The following is an 18008-nucleotide window of genomic DNA, read 5'->3' as shown; positions in this document are numbered from 1 at the left end:
CTGTGATTGCGGTGGCGAGGCAGACCTCGCCCGGGTTGAAGACAGGCTAAGTCAGATGCCAGAAAGGTCGCCTAAGGGATTGCGTGGTCTCCCCCCGGACCAAGTGGGAAGAGAAGGCGCTCGCCCTATACTGACTCGCGCCCTGGCCTCCACCCTCACTCACCTTGCCGACCGCTGCTGTTTCGATGGACGGATCTCGTCTGCTTGCCCTGTTGGATCCCCATGGCCGCCTCACGCTGTGCCGGCCCGATGGCGCGCTTCAGCAGGGTGCGCCGGTCGTCGAGCAGCGCGCGTGTACGGGGCCGGCGCAGCTGGCCAGCGCGCTCAAGGCGGGCTGGGTGGCGCAGGCTGGGCGGCAGGCAGGCCCTTTGCGCCATCTGGCGCTGGCCGTGGCGGGCACGGTGCACGACGACGAAGTGGTGCTGACCCACAAGGGCTGGCGGCTGTCGGTGTCGGCGCTGCGCGAGTCGCTCTCCCTCGAAACGCTGCTGGTCGTCAACGACTTCACCGCGCTCGCCATGGCACTGCCCGCGCTGCCGCCCGAGGCCTGTGTGGCACTGGGTGGCGGGCAGGCGCAGCCCGGCGGGGTGATCGGCCTGATCGGGCCTGGCGAGGGGCTCGGGGTGTCGGGCCTGATTCCGGCCGAAGACCGGCGCATCACACTGGGCAGCGAGGGTGGCCACATCAGCTTCGCACCAGCCGATGACACCGAGCTGGCCATCCTGCAGGCAGCGTGGCGGCAATGGCCACACGTGTCGGCAGAGCGGCTGGTGTCGGCGCAAGGCCTGCGCTTCATCTGGCAGACGCTGGGCCCGCAGGCCGACACGCCACCCGATGCATTCACCGTGATCGATCTGGCGCACGCTGGTGAGCCCCGCAGTGCCGCCGCCGTGGCGGTGTTCGCCCGCATGCTGGGCACCGTGGCGGCCGATGTGGCGCTGATGCTGGGCGCGGTCGGCGGCGTGTATCTCGGGGGCGAGCTGCTACCGCGCATGGGGCCCTTGCTGGCGGCCGGCGGTTTCCGTGCGCGCTTCGAAAGCAAGGGGCGCTTCTCAGCGTGGCTCGCGGCCGTGCCCACCGTGCTCGTCACCGCACCCTGGCCTGTGTTCTCCGGGCTGGAGGCGCTGCTCACGCATCACCTGCGAGATCGGGGTGCGGCGCTGCAGGATGGGGGCGTCATGGCCCGCATCAAGAGCCTGCGCAACGAGTTGAGCCGGGCCGAGCAGCGTGTGGCCGATCACCTGCTGGCGCATCCGCGCGCCTTCATGAACGAACCGGTGGCCGAGATCGCCCGGCAGGCCGAGGTGAGCCAGCCCACGGTGATCCGTTTCTGCCGCAGCCTCGGCTTCGAGGGCCTGTCGGACTTCAAGCTCAAGCTGGCGTCCGGGCTCACGGGCACCATTCCCTTGCGGCACAGCCAGGTCATGGTCGACGATGCCGCGCCCGACCTGTCGGCCAAGGTGCTGGACAACACGGTGTCGGCCATCGTGTCGCTGCGCGACGGGCTCAACGGGCAGGCCATCGGGCGCGCCATCGCCTTGCTGCAGCAGGCACGGCGGGTCGAGTTCCACGGGGTGGGCAACTCGCATGTGGTCGCGGTCGACGGGCAGTACAAATTCCTGCGCTTCGGCATCCCGGCCACGGCACACGCGGACAGCGCTCTGCAGGCCATGGCGGCCGACCTGCTGGGGCCGGGGGATGTGGTGGTCGCCGTGTCCCGCTCGGGCGCCATGCCCGATCTCATTCATGCGGTGGACAAGGCGCTGAATGCCGGCGCGGCCGTCGTGGCCATCACGGCGAGCGATTCGCCGCTGGCCCGGCGGGCCACCGTGACGCTGGCGGTGGACCACGTCGAAGGCCGCACCGAACAGCTCTCCATGGTGTCGCGCATCCTGCATCTGCTGATGATCGACGTGCTGGCCGTGGGCGTGGCCATGCAGCGCCCGGGCTCGGTGAAGTCGCCGTTCGGGCTGCGAGAAGACGCGGCGGCGTGGATCTCGCACGCACGCTGAGCCGAGGCCGGTTCAAGCAAAAAAAGACCGACCAGGCCTTGAAGCCAAGTCGGTCAAAAGTCTGCGCCGCGCTGGCGCTGACCCCATACAACAACGGTGCGATCAGGCCGCGCGCAGGGCCGAGGCTGCCCGGGCCAGGTCGCGAATGGCGTTCCAGTCACCGGCCTTGACCAGCGCTGCCGGGGCCAGCCACGAGCCGCCCACGCAGGCCACGTTGGGCAGGCTCAGGAACTGAGGCGCGGTCTCGACCGTGATGCCGCCCGTCGGGCAGAACAGCGCATCGGCAAACGGCCCACCCAGCGCCTTGAGCATGCCCACGCCACCGGCCTGCTGGGCCGGGAAGAACTTGAAGTGGGTGAAGCTGCCATCCAGGGCGGTCATCAGTTCGGATGCCGTGGCCACGCCCGGCAGCAGGCCGGTGGTGGCGTGCTGCGCGTGCTCGATCAGGGCCGGTGTCAGCCCGGGCGACACCATGAACTGCGCGCCCGCTTCGGCTGCGGCCTCCCACTGGGCAGGGGTGGTCACGGTGCCCGCGGCCACCACGGCCCCGTCCACGTGCTGCGCGATCTCGCGGATCACCTCGAGTGCGTTCGGCGTGCGCAGCGTGATCTCCAGCACCTTCAGGCCGCCTTCGACCAGCGCGCGGCCCAGCGGTACGGCGTCTTCGGTGCGATCGATCACCAGCACCGGGATCACGGGGCTCAAGCGCATGAAGGAAGCCAGGCCGGGATTGAGGTTGGGCATCGTCGTGTCTTTCTTGCAGAGGATCAGTGAGTGAGCGAGTGTGCGAGGCGGGTCAGAAGCTGCCGAAACTCATGGCGCCCTGTTCGGCGCCGGTGACAGCCTGGCGGAAGCCGCCGAACAGCTCGCGGCCCGTGCCGAACCCGTTGGCCGACAGATCGGTGGTGTCCACGGTGCGCTGGGCCCATTCGGCCTGCGGCACCAGGGCTTCGAGCGTGCCGGCGTCGGCGTCCAGCCGGATCAGGTCGCCCGCACGTACCTTGCCCAGCGGACCGCCCGCCGTCACTTCCGGCGTCATGTGGATGGCGGCCGGCACCTTGCCCGAGGCACCGGACATGCGGCCGTCGGTCACCAGCGCCACCTTGAAGCCCTTGTCCTGCAGGTTGGCCAGCGTGGGCGTCAGCGAGTGGAGTTCGGGCATGCCGTTGGCCCGCGGGCCCTGGAAGCGCACCACGGCCACGAAGTCGCGGTTGAGCTCGCCGCGCTTGTAAGCGGCAATGAGTTCACTCTGGTCGTTGAAGAGAACGGCAGGCGCTTCCACCAGCCGGTTCTCGGGCTTGACCGCCGAGACCTTGATGACCGAGCGACCCAGGTTGCCCTTGAGCACGCGCAGGCCGCCATCGGGCGAGAAGGGGGCGCTCACGGTGCTGACCACGCTGGCGTCGCCGCTTTGTGCAGGCGCGTCCACCCATACCAGATGGTCGCCGTCCAGCTGCGGCAGGCGGGTGTAGGCGCGCAGGCCTTCGGTGCCGCCGGCCACGGTCTTCACGTCTTCATGCAGCAGGCCGGCATCCAGCAGCTCGCGGATGAGGAAGGCCATGCCGCCCGCCGCGTGGAAGTGGTTCACATCCGCCTTGCCGTTGGGGTAGACCCGGGCCAGCAACGGCGTGATGGTCGAGATCGCATCGAAGTCGTCCCAGTCGATCACGATGCCGGCCGCGCGCGCCATCGCCACCAGATGCAGCGTGTGGTTGGTGGAGCCGCCGGTGGCCATCAGGCCGACCAGCCCGTTGACGACCGCCCGTTCGTCGATGACGTGGCCCACGGGGGTGTACTGGCTGCCCAGACGGGTCAGGCGCGCAGCCTGGCGGGCGGCTTCGCGGGTGAGGGCCGCACGCAGCGCGCTGTGCGGGTGCACGAAGGCCGAGCCGGGCAGGTGCAGCCCCATGATCTCCATCAGCATCTGATTGCTGTTGGCCGTGCCGTAGAACGTGCAGGTGCCCGGGCCGTGATAGGCCTTTTCTTCTGCGGCAAGCAGTTCATCCTGGCCTACCTCACCGGCTGCAAAACGCTGGCGCACCTTGGCCTTGTCGTCGTTGCTCAGACCGGTCGTCATGGGGCCGGCGGGCACGAACACGGTGGGCAGGTGGCCGAAGCTGAGTGCGCCGATCAGCAGGCCGGGCACGATCTTGTCGCACACACCCAGACACAGGGTGGCGTCAAACATGTTGTGAGACAACGCGATGGCCGTGGACATGGCGATCACGTCGCGCGAAAAGAGCGACAGTTCCATGCCGGCCTTGCCCTGCGTGACGCCGTCGCACATGGCGGGCACGCCGCCGGCGAACTGCGCCGTGGCGCCCACCTCGCGGGCGGCCTGCTTGATCCACTCGGGGAACTCGGCCAGCGGCTGGTGGGCCGACAGCATGTCGTTGTAGGCCGACACGATGGCGAGGTTGGGGCTGCGTTGTTCGCGCAGCCAGATCTTGTCGCTGGCCGGTGCGGCCGCGTAGGCGTGGGCGAGGTTGGTGCAACCCAGCGCCGAGCGCTCGACCGGGCCCGCCTGGCCTGCCGCGTCGATGCGGGCCAGGTAGGCCGCACGCGGGGCCGCGCTGCGTTCGCGGATGCGGTCGGTCACGGCTTGGAGTTGCGGGTGCAGGGGGGCGGGAGAGGTGGCCATGTTGAAGACGCGTGGACTGGCAGAGCACCCAATGTAGCGAAATTTCATGTGCTTTGCCAGCCCGACCCTTCCGACGCAGGATGTTTAAGATGGCGACGGGCGCGAATGCCAGGGATAACCCGCCGTATGCGCCAGTGTGTGGGTGGTTGCTGATGAAGTAGTATTACTACATTGTTCTGCGACGTCCCGAGGAAACATGGGTACACGACTGCAAGCTGCTCCCGAACTGGACCTGGTCATCTTTGGTGGCACGGGTGACTTGGCCATGCGCAAATTGCTGCCGGCGCTGATCCGACTGCAGCATGATGGCCTGCTGCCGGCCAGGCTGCGTGTCATCGGCGTGGCGCGCGAGCCGCTGGACCGCGATGCCTTCCGCGCGCTTGCCCAGCAGCGCGTGGCGGCGTGCCTCGGCGCGGCATTCGATGTCGCTGCCTGGGATCGCTTCGCCGCGTTGCTCGACTACGCCTGCGTCGACGCCACCGATGCGGCCTCGTACGAGGGGCTGGCGTCGATGCTGCTGGCCGCGCCCGAGCGGGAGCGGGTGTTCTACCTGTCAACCGCGCCGCGTCTGTTTGCCACGATCTGCGAGCAACTGGCGCAGCGCGGCCTGAACACCGAGCGCAGCCGCGTCGTGCTCGAAAAGCCACTGGGCCACGACCTGGCCTCGTCGCAGGCCATCAACGATGCGGTGGGCGGCTTCTTCGGCGAGCAACAGATCTACCGGATCGACCATTACCTGGGCAAGGAACCCGTACAGAACCTGCTGGCGCTGCGCTTCGGCAACGCGCTGTTCGAGCCACTGTGGCGGCGCGAATCGGTGCGCGACGTGCAGATCACGGTGGCCGAGGAACTGGGCGTGGAGTCACGCGGTGACTTCTATGACCAGGTGGGCGCGATGCGCGACATGGTCCAGAACCACCTGCTGCAACTGCTGTGCATCGTGGCCATGGAGCCGCCGGCATCGATCTCGGCCGATGCCGTGCGCGACGAGAAGCTGAAGATCCTGCGGGCGCTGCGGCCCATTGCCGGCGCCGATGTGGGCCTGAAGACCGTGCGGGGCCAGTACCGTGCCGGGGCGGCGGGCGGCAAGCCGGTGCCCGGTTACCTGGACGAGGAACGCATCCCCCCGGGCAGCACCACCGAGACCTTCGTGGCCCTGCGCGCCGAGATCGACACCTGGCGCTGGGCCGGCGTGCCCTTCTTCCTGCGCACCGGCAAGCGCATGCCGCAGCGCGTGGCCGAGATCGTCGTCAACTTCCGCAGCGTGCCGCATTCCATCTTCGGGCAGACGGCCGACAGCCTGAACCCCAACCGCATGGTGATCCGCATGCAGCCCGAGGAAAAGGTGGAGTTGCACCTGCTGGCCAAGCAGCCGGGCGACGTGATGCACCTGCAGCCCGTGCACCTGAACCTCGACTTTGCCGAGACCTTCCGCTCACGCCGGCTGGATGCCTATGAGCGCTTGCTGATGGATGTGATGCGTGGCAACCTGACGCTGTTCGTGCGCCGCGACGAGCAGGAAGCCGCGTGGCGCTGGGTCGAGCCCATCATGGACGCCTGGAAAGCCAGCACCGAACGCCCCAAGGCCTACACGGCGGGCACGTGGGGTCCGGCGTCCTCGAGTGCACTGCTGGGGCGAGATGGTTTGGCCTGGCATGAAGAAATCTGACTGCATTCCCGCGCACGGCGGCGCGGACGGGCACCGCGATTGCCCGTTCTGGCTGCCGTTTCACCCTCGGGCCCTGACACACCATGCAACACAACCACCACACCGCCGCCGATGCCGCCACGCTGGCGGCCGATCTGGCGCGCTTCACCGCCGACCGCCTGCAGGCCGGCCTGGCCGAGCGCGACCGCGTGCTGCTCGTGCTGTCGGGCGGCAGCACCCCTGTTCCCTTCTTCGAGGCACTCAGCAAGCTGCCGCTGGACTGGTCTCGCGTGGTCGTGACCCTGGCCGACGACCGGTGGGTGCCGCATGACCACGCCGACAGCAATGCCCGCCTGGTGCGCGCCCATCTGCTGCAGGGCCCTGCAGGGGCCGCCACGTTCGTGCCCGTGAGCAGCGAGGCGCCGTCGCCCGCCGACGGCCAGCGCGCCATTGAGGACGAGTTGACCGAGCTGCCGTGGCCCGCCGAGGTCACGGTGTTCGGCATGGGCGGCGACGGACACACGGCCTCGCTGTTTCCCCATGCGCCCGAGTTGGATGCGGCGCTGGACGACGCCCACGCGCCGCTGACGCTGCCGGTGGGGGCGCCTGCGCTGCCCAATGTGCCGGTGCCGCGCCTGACCCTCACGCGCCGGGCCCTGCTCGACACGCGCTGTGCCGTGGTCCATTGCACCGGCGCGGCCAAGCGCGCCCTGCTGGAGCAGGCGGCGACAGCGGGTGAGATCGCCGAACTGCCCATCCGCATCGTCTTCCAGCAGGACCGCGTGCCCGTGCACGTATTCCACGTCGACTGACGTCGGCTTTGCCCATTCCGACCCCGACCTGACCATGTCTGCCCGTTACCCCCGTCTGCTTGGCGATGTGGGCGGCACCAATGCCCGCCTCGCTCTCCAGCAAGCGCCCGATGCCCCCATCGAGCACATCGTCAACCTGCCGTGCAAGGACTTTGCCGGTCCCCAGCAGGCCATCGAGCACTACCTCGCGCACGTGCTGCCGCACACCGGCGGGATGCGCCCGCGCTCGGGCGTGGTCGGCATCGCGAACCCCATCCTGGATGACCACATCGCGCTGACCAACGCGCACTGGGCGTTCTCGATCAGCGCGCTGCGTGATGCGCTGGGCCTGGAATCGCTGCGCTTCCTCAATGACTTCACCGTGCTCGCCTTGTCGCTGCCCGGGTTGCCGGCATCCGATCTGGTACAGGTCGGCGGCACCGAGCCCATGCCGGACAAGGCCAAGGCGCTGCTGGGCGCGGGCACGGGGTTGGGCGTGTCGGGCCTGGTGCCGGTGCCGGGCACGGGGCAATGGGTGCCGTTGGAAGGCGAGGGCGGCCATGTCACGCTGCCCGCCTTCGACGAAGAAGAGGCGCGTGTGCTCAGCGCCTTGCGCGCGTTGCTGCCCGGCCATGTCTCAGCCGAGCGCGGCGCGCTGTCGGGCCAGGGGCTGCAGGCGCTGTACCAGGCGCATTGCCGGCTGGCAGGGGCGACAGCGGAGTCCCTGAGCCCTGCCGACGTTACCCAGCACGCCCTGGACGGCAGCGACGCGCACTGCGTGGCCGCGCTCAACACCTTCTGCGCGATGATGGGCACGGTTGCGGCCGACCTGGCCCTCACGCTGGGGGCACAAGGCGGCGTCTACATCGGGGGTGGCATCGTGCCCAGACTCGGTGACTTCTTCCTGCACTCGCCCTTCCGGGCCCGCTTCGAAAGCAAGGGTCGTTTCGGGGCCTACCTGGCCCGCATCCCTGTGTATGTGATCCATTCGGCCTACCCGGCCCTGATCGGCGCCAGCCGCGCCTGAGCGCTTCACGCCACCGCGCGCGGTCCGTTCTGCCCAAAAAAAACCCGCCTGCTGGCGGGTTTGCTTTTGAAGAGATGGGCTTCAGGCGGCGGGCTGGGCCGAGCGCCGCACACGGGCCGGTGAGCTCGGGAACGAGTGCCGCAGGATGCGCCAGATCACCTGGCTGAACTGCTTGACCATCGAGCCCGTGTTGTAGAACTGGCCGTAGCGCGCGCAGATCTCCTTCACCTCGACGGCCATGGCGGCGTAGCGGTTGGCCGGCACGTCGGGAAACAGGTGGTGCTCGATCTGGTGGCTCAGGTTACCCGTCCACAGGTCGATCAGCTTGCCACCCGTCAGGTTCGACGAACCGCGCACCTGACGCAGGTACCAGTGGGCGCGCGTCTCGCTCTTCAACACGCTCTTGGGGAAAGTTTCGACGTTGGTCGTGAAGTGGCCGCAGAAGATGACGGTGTAGGTCCAGATGCTGCGGATCACGTTGGCCACGGCGTTGCCGGCCAGCACGGTGAGGAAGCCCGGCCCGGCGAGCAGCGGGAACACGACGTAGTCCTTGATGATCTGTCGGCGCATCTTCAGCAGCGCGGGGTGCGAGATGCGGTACATCTGCTTGTTGGACACGCGGCCCGACAGCCAGCGACCCAGGCGCAGGTCCTGAATGGCCACGCCCCACTCGAACAGCAGCGCGAAGATGATGGCGTAGATGGGCTGGCCCAGGCGGGCCGGGTGCCACTTCTGCTCGGGGAACAGGCGCAGCACGCCGTAGCCCAGGTCTTCGTCCATCCCGTGCACGTTGGTGTAGGTGTGGTGACGGAAGTTGTGGGTCTTGCGCCAGTTGTCGCTGGTGCCGGCGATGTCCCATTCGAAGTGCTTGCCCTGCAGGTGGGCGTCGCCCATCCAGTCGTACTGGCCGTGGATCACGTTGTGACCCAGTTCCATGTTGTCCAGGATCTTGGACATGCCGAGGATGACGGCACCCAGCGCAGCGGCCGGGAACAGCCAGCCTTCCGGCAGGAAGAAGGCCGCCATCAGCAGGACACGGCCCAGCGCTTCGGTGTAGCGCACGGCCTTGTAGATGCGGCGGATGTAGCGGGCGTCGCTCTCGCCCAGGTCGGCGACGGTGCGGGCGCGCAGCGCGTCGATCTCGGCGCCGAAGCGCTCGATCTCTTCTGCGTTCAGCGTGCGGTGCAGGGAGGTGGTGCTCATGGTCGTGGGCTCCTCAAAGGTCCAGCGTGACGTTGGTGCGGGCGCGGCTCACGCAGATGCGGACCTGGCCTTCTTCCTCGGTGCTCTGTTCTTTCGTGTTGATGTCTTCAATGGTGCCGGCGCGCTTGGTGCACACGCAGGTGTGGCACACGCCCATGCGGCAGCCAGAGCGCGGGTTCACGCCGTGCGCTTCCAGGGCCTCCAGCAGCGATTGGCCGGTCGACACCTCCAGGGTGCGGCCGGTGCGGGTGAGTTGCACGCGCACGGTGGTGGCGTCGGTCGCGTCGATCTGGGTGGGCGTGAAGCCCTCGGCCAGGAAGCGGCGCACGCGGCCTTCGGTCAGGGTGCGGGCGGTGTCGACGAAACCGCTCGGGCCGCAGGCATACACCTGCGCGTCCGACAAGTCACCGGCCAGCTCGGCCAACTGCTCTGTGCTGATGAAGCCGCTGTGCTCGCCGGCAATCAACTGGGCTTCGTGTGTCAGCACGATGTGCAGGTGGAAATTGGGGAAGCGTCGGGCCAGCCCCTGCAGCTCCAGCAGGAAGCACAGCTCGGCGCGGGTCTTGGCCCAGTAGATCAGGGTCGTGTCGACCGGCATCTTCTGCGCGGCCAGGGCCCGCGTCAGGCTCATCAACGGGGTGATGCCGCTGCCGGCAGCCAGAAACACCCAGCGGCCCTCCGGTTGGGCGGGCAGCAGCATCTCGCCGAAGGCAGGGCCGATCTCGAGCACGTCGCCCACGCGCACGTCGCGACACAGGTGGGTGCTGAGCTTGCCGCCTTCGACGCGCTTGACGGTCAGGCTGAAGCGACCGTCGCGTTGCGGGATGCCGGTGAGGCTGTAGCTGCGCGTGGTGCGCCGGCCGTTGACCTCGGCGCTCACGTTGACGTGCTGGCCCGGCTGGAAGCGGCCGACGTGGCGGTTGGGCTTGAGCACCAGGGTGACGGTGTCAGCCGCTTCGACGCGGCGCTCCACCACCTTGGCAAGCGGACGCGACCACGACCACGCAGGGTTGAGGTGACCCACCCAGAAGTCAAAGACGTCGGGGGCGACGAATGGCTCGATGAGCCGTCCCAGCGTGGAGGGCGCGCGCGCGCCGGAAGCGGATACAGACACGGTGTCGGGTGGCCTTTCGAACGGGCACAGATCAGGAACTTGCCACCGAGTATACGCACGTCAGAACATTTGTCTATACACGTGTGCATTAATTCGGGCCCGTATGATGTCGGTCAGTTCTAACCCAGCTTCATGACAACACTCTCCTCGCCGGTACCCGGTCTCGTTTCTGTCTCGGAACTGGCTGCCGCCTCTGTCGCGTCGGTGTCAGCCGGGCCCGGGCGCAAGGCCGTCATTTCACGCGAGGACATCATCACGGCCGCGCTCAAGCTGCTGGGGCCGCACCGCAGCGTGTCGAGCCTGAGCCTGCGTGAGGTGGCGCGTGAGGCCGGCATCGCGCCGAACAGCTTCTATCGCCAGTTCCGCGATGTGGACGAGCTTGCCGTGACGCTGATCGACCGGGCCGGCGAGTCGCTCCGTCAGATCATCGGCGAGGCCCGCCGGCGCGCGCGGCGTGAGGGCAGCGTCGTGCGCAGCTCGGTCGAGGCCTTCATGGAGCAGCTGCAGGCCGACGACAAGCTGCTGCACATCCTGCTGCGCGAGGGCTCGGTGGGTTCCGACGCCTTCAAGCAGGCGGTTGACCGGCAGCTCAATTTCTTTGAGGAAGAACTCCGGCTGGACCTGATCCGTCTGGCCCGCGCCGGGCGCACGGGGCTGCACGAGCCTGCGCTGACGGCCAAGGCCATCACCCGCCTGGTGTTCGCGATGGGCGCCACGGCGATGGACCTCAGCCCCGCGCGGCAGCGTGAGGTGACCGAACAGATGGTCATCATGGTGCGCATGATCGTGGAAGGCACGCAGGCCATAGCGGCCTCCGCCGAGCGCCCCGACCGCTGAACCCTCGGCCAGGTGCCGAACGGGGTGCACCAACTTGGTGGCCCGCAACTTGCTCGTGTCACACGGTCTCTGCACCATGGGTGCAGGCCCTACGGAGAGTCGTGTGTCCATCCACGTTGCCCTGAATCACGTCACCCACTATCGTTACGACCGCCCGGTCACCCTGTCACCTCAGGTGGTGCGCCTGAGGCCAGCGCCTCACTGCCGCACCCGCATCCTGTCGTACACGCTCAAGGTCGAGCCGGCCGCGCACTTCATCAACTGGCAGCAGGACCCGTTTTCGAATCATCTGGCGCGGCTGGTCTTTCCCGACAAGACAGAGGTCTTCAAGGTCACGGTCGACCTCGTGGCCGAGATGGCGGTCTACAACCCGTTCGATTTCTTCCTCGAGCCCTACGCCGAGCGCTTTCCCTTCGAGTACGACGCGGCCTCGTTGCACGACCTGCAGCCCTATCTCGCCCGGGCCGAGCTCACGCCCGCGTTCAAGGCCTTCATCGACAGCATCGACCGATCCGAGGTGCGCACGATCGACTTCCTCGTGGGCCTGAATCAGCGTCTGCAGCGCGAGATTGCCTACACGGTGCGCATGGAGCCCGGCGTACAGACGCCCGAGCAGACGCTGACCTTGAAATCGGGGTCGTGCCGCGATACGGGCTGGCTGCTGGTGCAGGCCCTGCGCCACATGGGGCTGGCGGCCCGCTTCGTGTCAGGCTACCTGATCCAGCTGAAGGCCGATGTGGCCGCGCTGGACGGCCCCTCGGGCACCGAGGTCGACTTCACCGACCTGCACGCATGGTGCGAAGTGTTCCTGCCCGGCGCGGGCTGGATCGGCCTGGATCCGACCTCCGGGTTGCTGGCCGGAGAGGGGCACATCCCGGTGGCGTGCACGCCCGAGCCCTCCGGGGCGGCGCCCATCACCGGCGCGGTGGATGAGTGCGAGGTGGCGTTCGAGCACCACATGGCGATCACCCGCATCTACGAATCGCCGCGGGTGACCCGGCCCTATACCGACGACCAGTGGGCGGCCATCGGCGCGCTGGGTGCGTCGGTGGATCAGGAACTGAGCCAGGGCGATGTGCGCCTGACCATGGGGGGTGAGCCGACCTTCGTGTCGGTGGACGACCGCGATGGCGCCGAGTGGAACACCGATGCCCTCGGCCCCTCCAAGCGCGGTCTGGCCACCGAGCTGGTTCACAAGCTGCGCGCTCGGTATGGCGAGGGTGGCTTCCTGCATTTCGGCCAGGGCAAGTGGTATCCAGGCGAGCAACTGCCGCGCTGGGCGCTCTCCATCTTCTGGCGTGCCGATGGCCAGCCGTGCTGGCACGACGCCAGCCTGTTTGCCGACGAGCGCCACGCGCCCCGCTACACCACCGACGATGCCAGACGCTTCATCGAGGCGCTGAGCCACAAGCTGGGCGTCGGCCCGGGCCACATCCAGACCGGCTACGAAGACACCTGGTACTACCTGTGGCGCGAACGCCGCCTGCCGGTCAACGTCGACCCGCTGGAGGCGCGGCTGGACGACGAGCTGGAGCGTGTGCGCTTGCGGCGCGTGTTCGGCCAGGGGCTGGATCACCGCGTGGGCTATGTCCTGCCGCTCAAGCGCGACGAAGGCGTGGGCATGGCGGGCCCGAAATGGGTGACCGGGCCGTGGTTCTTCCGGGACGAGCGCATGTACCTGGTGCCCGGCGATTCGCCGATGGGCTACCGCCTGCCGCTGGATTCGCTGCCGTGGGTGAGCGAGGCCGACTACCCCTATGTGCATGCGCACGACCCGTTTGCACCCAAGGCGCCGCTGGCCGACGCGGCCGCGCTGCGGGCCCAGTATGCGGCCCATCAGGTGGGCGGCGGCTTTGCGCAGGGCGGGGCGGTGTCCGTTCAGGGGCAGGCTGCCGACGGTGCGTCCCGTGTGCCGGGGCTCAATGGCGAGTGGGGCCATCTGGCGGCCAACCCGCCAGCCGGCGCGCAGGGGGCCGCGCTGGCGACCGAGGCGGATCCGTCCCGCATGCCGGCCCGCCATGAATCTGCACACTGGATCACGCGCACGGCGCTGTGCGTCGAGGTGCGCAACCCCGACCGCGCCAATGGCCCGAAGGTCGAGTCGGCGGGGCAGGGCGGGGGCGTCATGTACGTGTTCATGCCGCCGCTGAGCCGCCTCGACGACTACCTCGACCTGCTGGCCGCGGTGGAAGCCACGGCCGCCGAACAGGGCGTGCAGATCGTGCTGGAAGGCTACCCGCCGCCGCGCGACGTGCGCCTGAAGGTGCTGCAGGTCACGCCTGACCCGGGTGTGATCGAGGTGAACATCCACCCGGCTTCGAACTGGGCCGAGCTGGTGGACCACACCGAGTACCTGTACGAGGCCGCGCACCAGACGCGCCTGTCGACCGAGAAGTTCATGGTCGATGGCCGGCACACGGGCACGGGTGGGGGCAACCACTTCGTGCTGGGCGGGGCCACGCCGGCCGACAGCCCCTTCCTGCGCCGGCCCGATCTGTTGCCGTCACTGCTGACCTTCTGGCACAACCACCCGTCGCTGTCCTACCTGTTCTCGGGCCTGTTCATCGGGCCGACCAGCCAGGCGCCGCGCATCGACGAGGCCCGCCAGGATCAGGTCTACGAGATGGAGGTGGGGCTCAAGGAAATCGAGCGCCAGATGGGCGTGTGGGGCCAGTGCCCGCCGTGGCTGGTGGACCGCATGCTGCGCAACCTGCTGATTGACGCCACGGGCAACACGCACCGCAGCGAGTTCTGTATCGACAAGCTCTATTCGCCAGACGGCCCCACAGGGCGGCTGGGCCTGCTGGAGCTGCGCGCCTTCGAGATGCCGCCCCATGCGCGCATGAGCCTGGTGCAGCAGCTGCTGCTGCGTGCGCTGGTGGCCTGGTTCTGGCGCGAGCCCTATCAGGGCCACGGCGCGCAGCGCCTGACGCGCTGGGGCACGGGCCTGCATGACCGCTTCCTGCTGCCCAGCTTCGTGCAGCAGGACTTTGCGGATGTGCTGGCCGAACTCGAGATGGCCGGCTATGACTTCGACCCGGCCTGGTTTGCGCCGCACTTCGAGTTCCGCTTCCCCTTCATCGGCGACTTCGCGGCCTCGGGCGTGAAGCTCACGCTGCGTGGGGCGCTCGAGCCTTGGCATGTGATGGGCGAGGAGGGCGCCATCGGGGGCACCGTGCGCTACGTGGATTCGTCGCTGGAGCGGCTGGAGGTCAAGGCCTCGGGGCTCAATGGCAACCGCCATGTCATCACGGTCAACGGCCACATCCTGCCGCTGCATCCCACCGGCCGGGTGGGCGAGTTCGTGGCGGGTGTGCGTTACCGGGCGTGGCAGCCGCCTGCCTGTCTGCATCCCACCATCGGCGTCGATGCGCCGCTGGTGTTCGACGTGGTCGACACCTGGCTCAAGCGCTCGGTGGGCGGATGCCAGTACCACGTGGCGCACCCGGGCGGCCGCAATTACGACACCTTCCCGATCAACGCCTACGAGGCCGAGAGCCGGCGGCTCGCGCGCTTCTTCCGGATGGGCCACACGCCCGGCTTGATGAACCTCAAGCCGCTGCAGCCCGGCCTCGAGCACCCGCTGACGCTGGATCTGCGGGTGGCCCGACAGGGCTGATCAGTTCACCTCGCGCAGCGGGGCCTCTGCCTCTCCGGCAGCGCCGCGTGCGCGGCGCACCAGCCGCTTCGTGCGGGCAATGCCGCCGTCCACCAGGCTGAACACCACCGGGATCACCAGCAGGCTCAGGAACGTGGACGTGATCAGCCCGCCGATCACCACGATGGCCATCGGCGCGCGGAAGCTCGGGTCCACGCCGATGCCCAGCGCAATGGGCATCATGCCGGCCCCCATCGCGACGGTCGTCATGATGATGGGCTGCGCGCGCTTGTGGCAGGCATCGAGAATGGCCTCGAAGCGCGACAGGCCCTGCTCGCGTTGGGCGAGGATCACGTAGTCCACCAGCAGGATGGAGTTCTTGGTGGCGATGCCCATCAGCATGATGAGGCCGATCATCGACGGCATGGACAGCGCCGTCTGCGTGATGAACAGCGCGACGATCGCACCCGGCACCGACAACACCAGTGCCGTGAGGATGGTGGCAGGCTGGATGAAGTCCTTGAACAGCAGCACGAGCACCACGTAGATGCACAGCACGCCGGTCAGCATGGCCAGGCCGAAGCTGGCGAAGAGCTCGCCCATGGCTTCGGCATCGCCCACCGTGGTCTGCGTGACGCCGGGGGGCAGGTTGCGCAGGCTGGGCAGGGCCAGGGCCGCTGCTTCCACGGCTCCCAGCGGCTGCTGGTTCAGCTCGATCTCGAAGTTGATGTTGCGCTGGCGGTCGTAGCGGTCGATCTGGGCGGGGCCGCTGGCGAGGGCGATGGTGGCCACGCTGGAGAGCGGCACCGCGCCCTGCGCACCGGGCACGGGCAGGCGGCGCAGCAGCTCGATGTCCTCGCGCGCGGAGGTGGGGAGTCGCACCACCACCGGCACCTGACGCTGGGCCAGGTTGAGCTTGGACAGGCTCTGGTCATAATCCCCGGCGGTGGCCACGCGCAGCGTGTCGGCGATGGCGCTGGCCGTGACGCCCAGGTCGGCGGCCCGCGCAAAGTCGGGCCGCACGATCAGTTCGGGGCGCACCAGGCTGGCCGTCGACGTGACGTTGCCGATGCCGGGCAGGGTGCGCAACTCGCGCTCGACCTTGGCCGCGTGGGCGCTCAGCACCTCGCCGTCTTCGCCGGCCAGCACCAGGATGTACTTGTCGTTGGCGCCGCCGAGGCCCACGCGCACGCGGGCGCCGGGCAGGGCTTGCAGGGCCTCGCGCATCTCGCCCTCGATGTCCTGTTTGGTCAGGCCCGGGCGCTCGCTGCGGTGGGTGAGGTTGACCGTGAGGGTGGCCTTGCTGACCTCGCTGGCGCCGGCCGACGTGAAGGGATCCCCACCCGCCTTGCCGGCCCCGATGGCCGTGTAGACCAGCTTCACGTTGGGGTTGGCCGCCACGATGCGCCGCGCCTCTTCGGCCAGCTGTTTCGCCTGGGCCAGCGTGCTGCCGGGTGGCAGGGTCAGCGTCACCTGCGTCTGCGAGAGGTCGTCTGGCGGCAGGAAGCCGGTGGGCAGCCGGCCCGCCATGGCGATCGAGGCCACGAAGAAGCCGATGGTCAGCAACACCGTCAGCAGGCGGTGCTTCAGACACCAGCGTGCCCAGCCCAGGTAGCGCGCCATCCAGAAGGGCTCGCGGTGCGCGTGGCGCGGCGGCTTGAGGATGTAGGCCGCCATCATGGGCGTCAGCATCCGCGCCACCACCAGCGAGAAGAACACGGCGATCGCGGCCGTCCACCCGAACTGCACGAAGAACTTGCCGGCCACCCCGCTCATGAAGGCGGTGGGCAGGAAGACGGCAATCAGTGTGAAGGTCGTGGCGATCACCGCCAGGCCGATCTCGTCGGCGGCCTCCATCGCGGCCTGGTAGGGCGTCTTGCCCATGCGCAGGTGGCGCATGATGTTCTCGATCTCGACGATGGCATCGTCGACCAGCACGCCCACGACGATGGACAGCGACAGCAGCGTCACCACGTTGACGGTGAAGCCGAACAGGTACATGACGCCGAAGGTGGGCAGCACCGACAGGGGCAGGGCGGCGGCGGCCACCAGCGTGGCCCGCCAGTCGCGGAGGAAGAGGAAGACCACGATCACGGCCAGCGCGGCACCCTCGTACAGCAGGTGCATCGAGCCCGTGTAGTTTTCCTTGACCGGATCGACGAAGTTGAAGGCCTCGGTCACGGTGATGTCGGGGTGTTCCTGCTGCAGGCGGGCCAATGCCTCGCGCACGCCGGACTCCACCTCGACTTCGCCGGCGCCGCGCGCCCGCACCACCTCGAAGCCGACCACCGGCTTGCCGTTCAGGAAGGCGGCGCTGCGGACGTCGGCCACGGTGTCGCGCACGCTGGCCACGGTGTCCAGCCGCACGCGGCGCCCGTCCGACAAACTGATCGACATGGCGCCGAGTTCTTCGGCCGACTGCACGGTGGCAATGGTCCGCACCGACTGCTCGGCGCCGCCGATGTCGGCCCGGCCGCCCGAGGCCTCCTGCTGGATGGCCCGCAGCTGCCGCGACACATCGGCCACCGTGGTGTTGAGGGCCAGCAGGCGCGAGGGGTCGAGTTCGACGCGCACTTCGCGGGTGACACCGCCCACGCGCGAGACCGCTCCCACCCCCTTGACCGACAGCAGCCGGCGTGTGACGGTGTGGTCCACGAACCAGGACAACGCCTCGTCGTCCATGCGCGGCGAGGCCACCGTGAAGGTCAGGATGGGCAGGCCCGAGAGGTTGATCTTCGAGATGGCCGGGTCACGCAGTTCGGCGGGTAGATCGGCCCGCACACGTGCCACCGCGTCGCGCACGTCGTCCACGGCTTCCTGGATGGGCTTTTCCAGGCGGAACTCGACCGTGGTCGTCGACTGGCCGTCCTGCACCGTGGTGTAGATGTGCTTGACGCCCTGCAGCGTGGCCACACTGTTCTCGATCTTGCGCGCCACCTGGGTTTCCAGCTGGGCGGGCGAGGCGCCGGGCAGCTGGGCCGTCACCACCACCGAGGGCAGCTCGATGTCGGGGAAGTTCTGGATCTTCATCCGGCTGAAGCCCATCAGGCCCACCAGGGTGAGCATGATGAACAGCAGGATGGCCGGGATCGGGTTGCGGATCGACCAGGACGAGACGTTGACGCTCATGGGGTGTC

The 18008-nt window shown here is 68.6% G+C and carries 11 protein-coding genes; 6 read left to right on the top strand and 5 right to left on the bottom strand.

Annotation, left to right across the window (positions count from 1 at the left end):
- Positions 1-185 precede the first annotated feature (185 nt).
- Positions 186-2012 carry a glucokinase gene (locus DEH84_RS11885; RefSeq protein WP_109037043.1) on the top strand — a complete coding sequence of 609 codons (1827 nt, stop codon included), beginning with the start codon at positions 186-188 and terminating at the stop codon, positions 2010-2012.
- 102 nt (positions 2013-2114) lie between these two features.
- Here DEH84_RS11885 and eda read toward each other — a convergent pair whose 3' ends face one another.
- On the bottom strand, positions 2115-2756 hold the full coding sequence (gene eda / locus DEH84_RS11880) for a bifunctional 4-hydroxy-2-oxoglutarate aldolase/2-dehydro-3-deoxy-phosphogluconate aldolase (protein WP_109037042.1): 642 nt from the start codon (positions 2754-2756) through the stop codon (positions 2115-2117).
- Positions 2757-2808: 52 nt separating this feature from the next.
- A complete protein-coding gene (gene edd / locus DEH84_RS11875; protein WP_109038361.1) occupies positions 2809-4653 on the bottom strand; it encodes a phosphogluconate dehydratase in 1845 nt (614 codons plus the stop codon).
- A gap of 196 nt (positions 4654-4849) precedes the next feature.
- Between edd and zwf the strand changes: the two genes are divergently transcribed.
- The 3 genes from zwf to DEH84_RS11860 all read left to right on the top strand — a co-directional run bounded on the left by zwf (position 4850) and on the right by DEH84_RS11860 (position 8119).
- Positions 4850-6322, top strand: a complete 1473-nt coding sequence (gene zwf / locus DEH84_RS11870; RefSeq protein WP_109037041.1) for a glucose-6-phosphate dehydrogenase — start codon at positions 4850-4852, stop codon at positions 6320-6322.
- An 83-nt stretch (positions 6323-6405) separates the two neighbouring features.
- Positions 6406-7113, top strand: a complete 708-nt coding sequence (gene pgl, locus DEH84_RS11865) for a 6-phosphogluconolactonase (RefSeq protein WP_109037040.1) — start codon at positions 6406-6408, stop codon at positions 7111-7113.
- A gap of 34 nt (positions 7114-7147) precedes the next feature.
- Complete coding sequence (locus DEH84_RS11860; RefSeq protein ID WP_109037039.1) at positions 7148-8119, top strand: glucokinase; 972 nt, start codon at positions 7148-7150, stop codon at positions 8117-8119.
- An 81-nt stretch (positions 8120-8200) separates the two neighbouring features.
- Here DEH84_RS11860 and DEH84_RS11855 read toward each other — a convergent pair whose 3' ends face one another.
- Together DEH84_RS11855 and DEH84_RS11850 are read right to left on the bottom strand one after the other, a co-directional pair.
- Positions 8201-9322, bottom strand: coding sequence for a fatty acid desaturase family protein (locus DEH84_RS11855; protein WP_109037038.1), 1122 nt, complete (start codon positions 9320-9322; stop codon positions 8201-8203).
- Positions 9323-9335: 13 nt separating this feature from the next.
- Complete coding sequence (locus DEH84_RS11850; protein WP_109037037.1) at positions 9336-10436, bottom strand: ferredoxin reductase; 1101 nt, start codon at positions 10434-10436, stop codon at positions 9336-9338.
- A 132-nt stretch (positions 10437-10568) separates the two neighbouring features.
- On the opposite strand from DEH84_RS11850, the gene fabR reads away from it, so the two are divergent.
- Both fabR and DEH84_RS11840 read left to right on the top strand, forming a co-directional pair.
- Positions 10569-11273: an HTH-type transcriptional repressor FabR gene (gene fabR / locus DEH84_RS11845; RefSeq protein WP_109037036.1), complete on the top strand. Its 705-nt coding sequence runs from the start codon at positions 10569-10571 to the stop codon at positions 11271-11273.
- A 103-nt stretch (positions 11274-11376) separates the two neighbouring features.
- Positions 11377-14892, top strand: coding sequence for a transglutaminase family protein (locus DEH84_RS11840; protein WP_109037035.1), 3516 nt, complete (start codon positions 11377-11379; stop codon positions 14890-14892).
- Here the strand turns inward: DEH84_RS11840 and DEH84_RS11835 are convergent, their stop codons facing one another.
- A complete protein-coding gene (locus DEH84_RS11835; protein ID WP_109037034.1) occupies positions 14893-18000 on the bottom strand; it encodes an efflux RND transporter permease subunit in 3108 nt (1035 codons plus the stop codon). It lies immediately after the preceding gene.
- Positions 18001-18008: the final 8 nt, after the last annotated feature.

It is taken from the genome of Aquabacterium olei (assembly GCF_003100395.1).
In the GTDB taxonomy this organism is placed as follows: domain Bacteria; phylum Pseudomonadota; class Gammaproteobacteria; order Burkholderiales; family Burkholderiaceae_C; genus Aquabacterium; species Aquabacterium olei.
The sequence above is the reverse complement of the archived record's forward strand: the minus strand, read 5'-3'. Positions and strand labels throughout refer to the sequence as shown.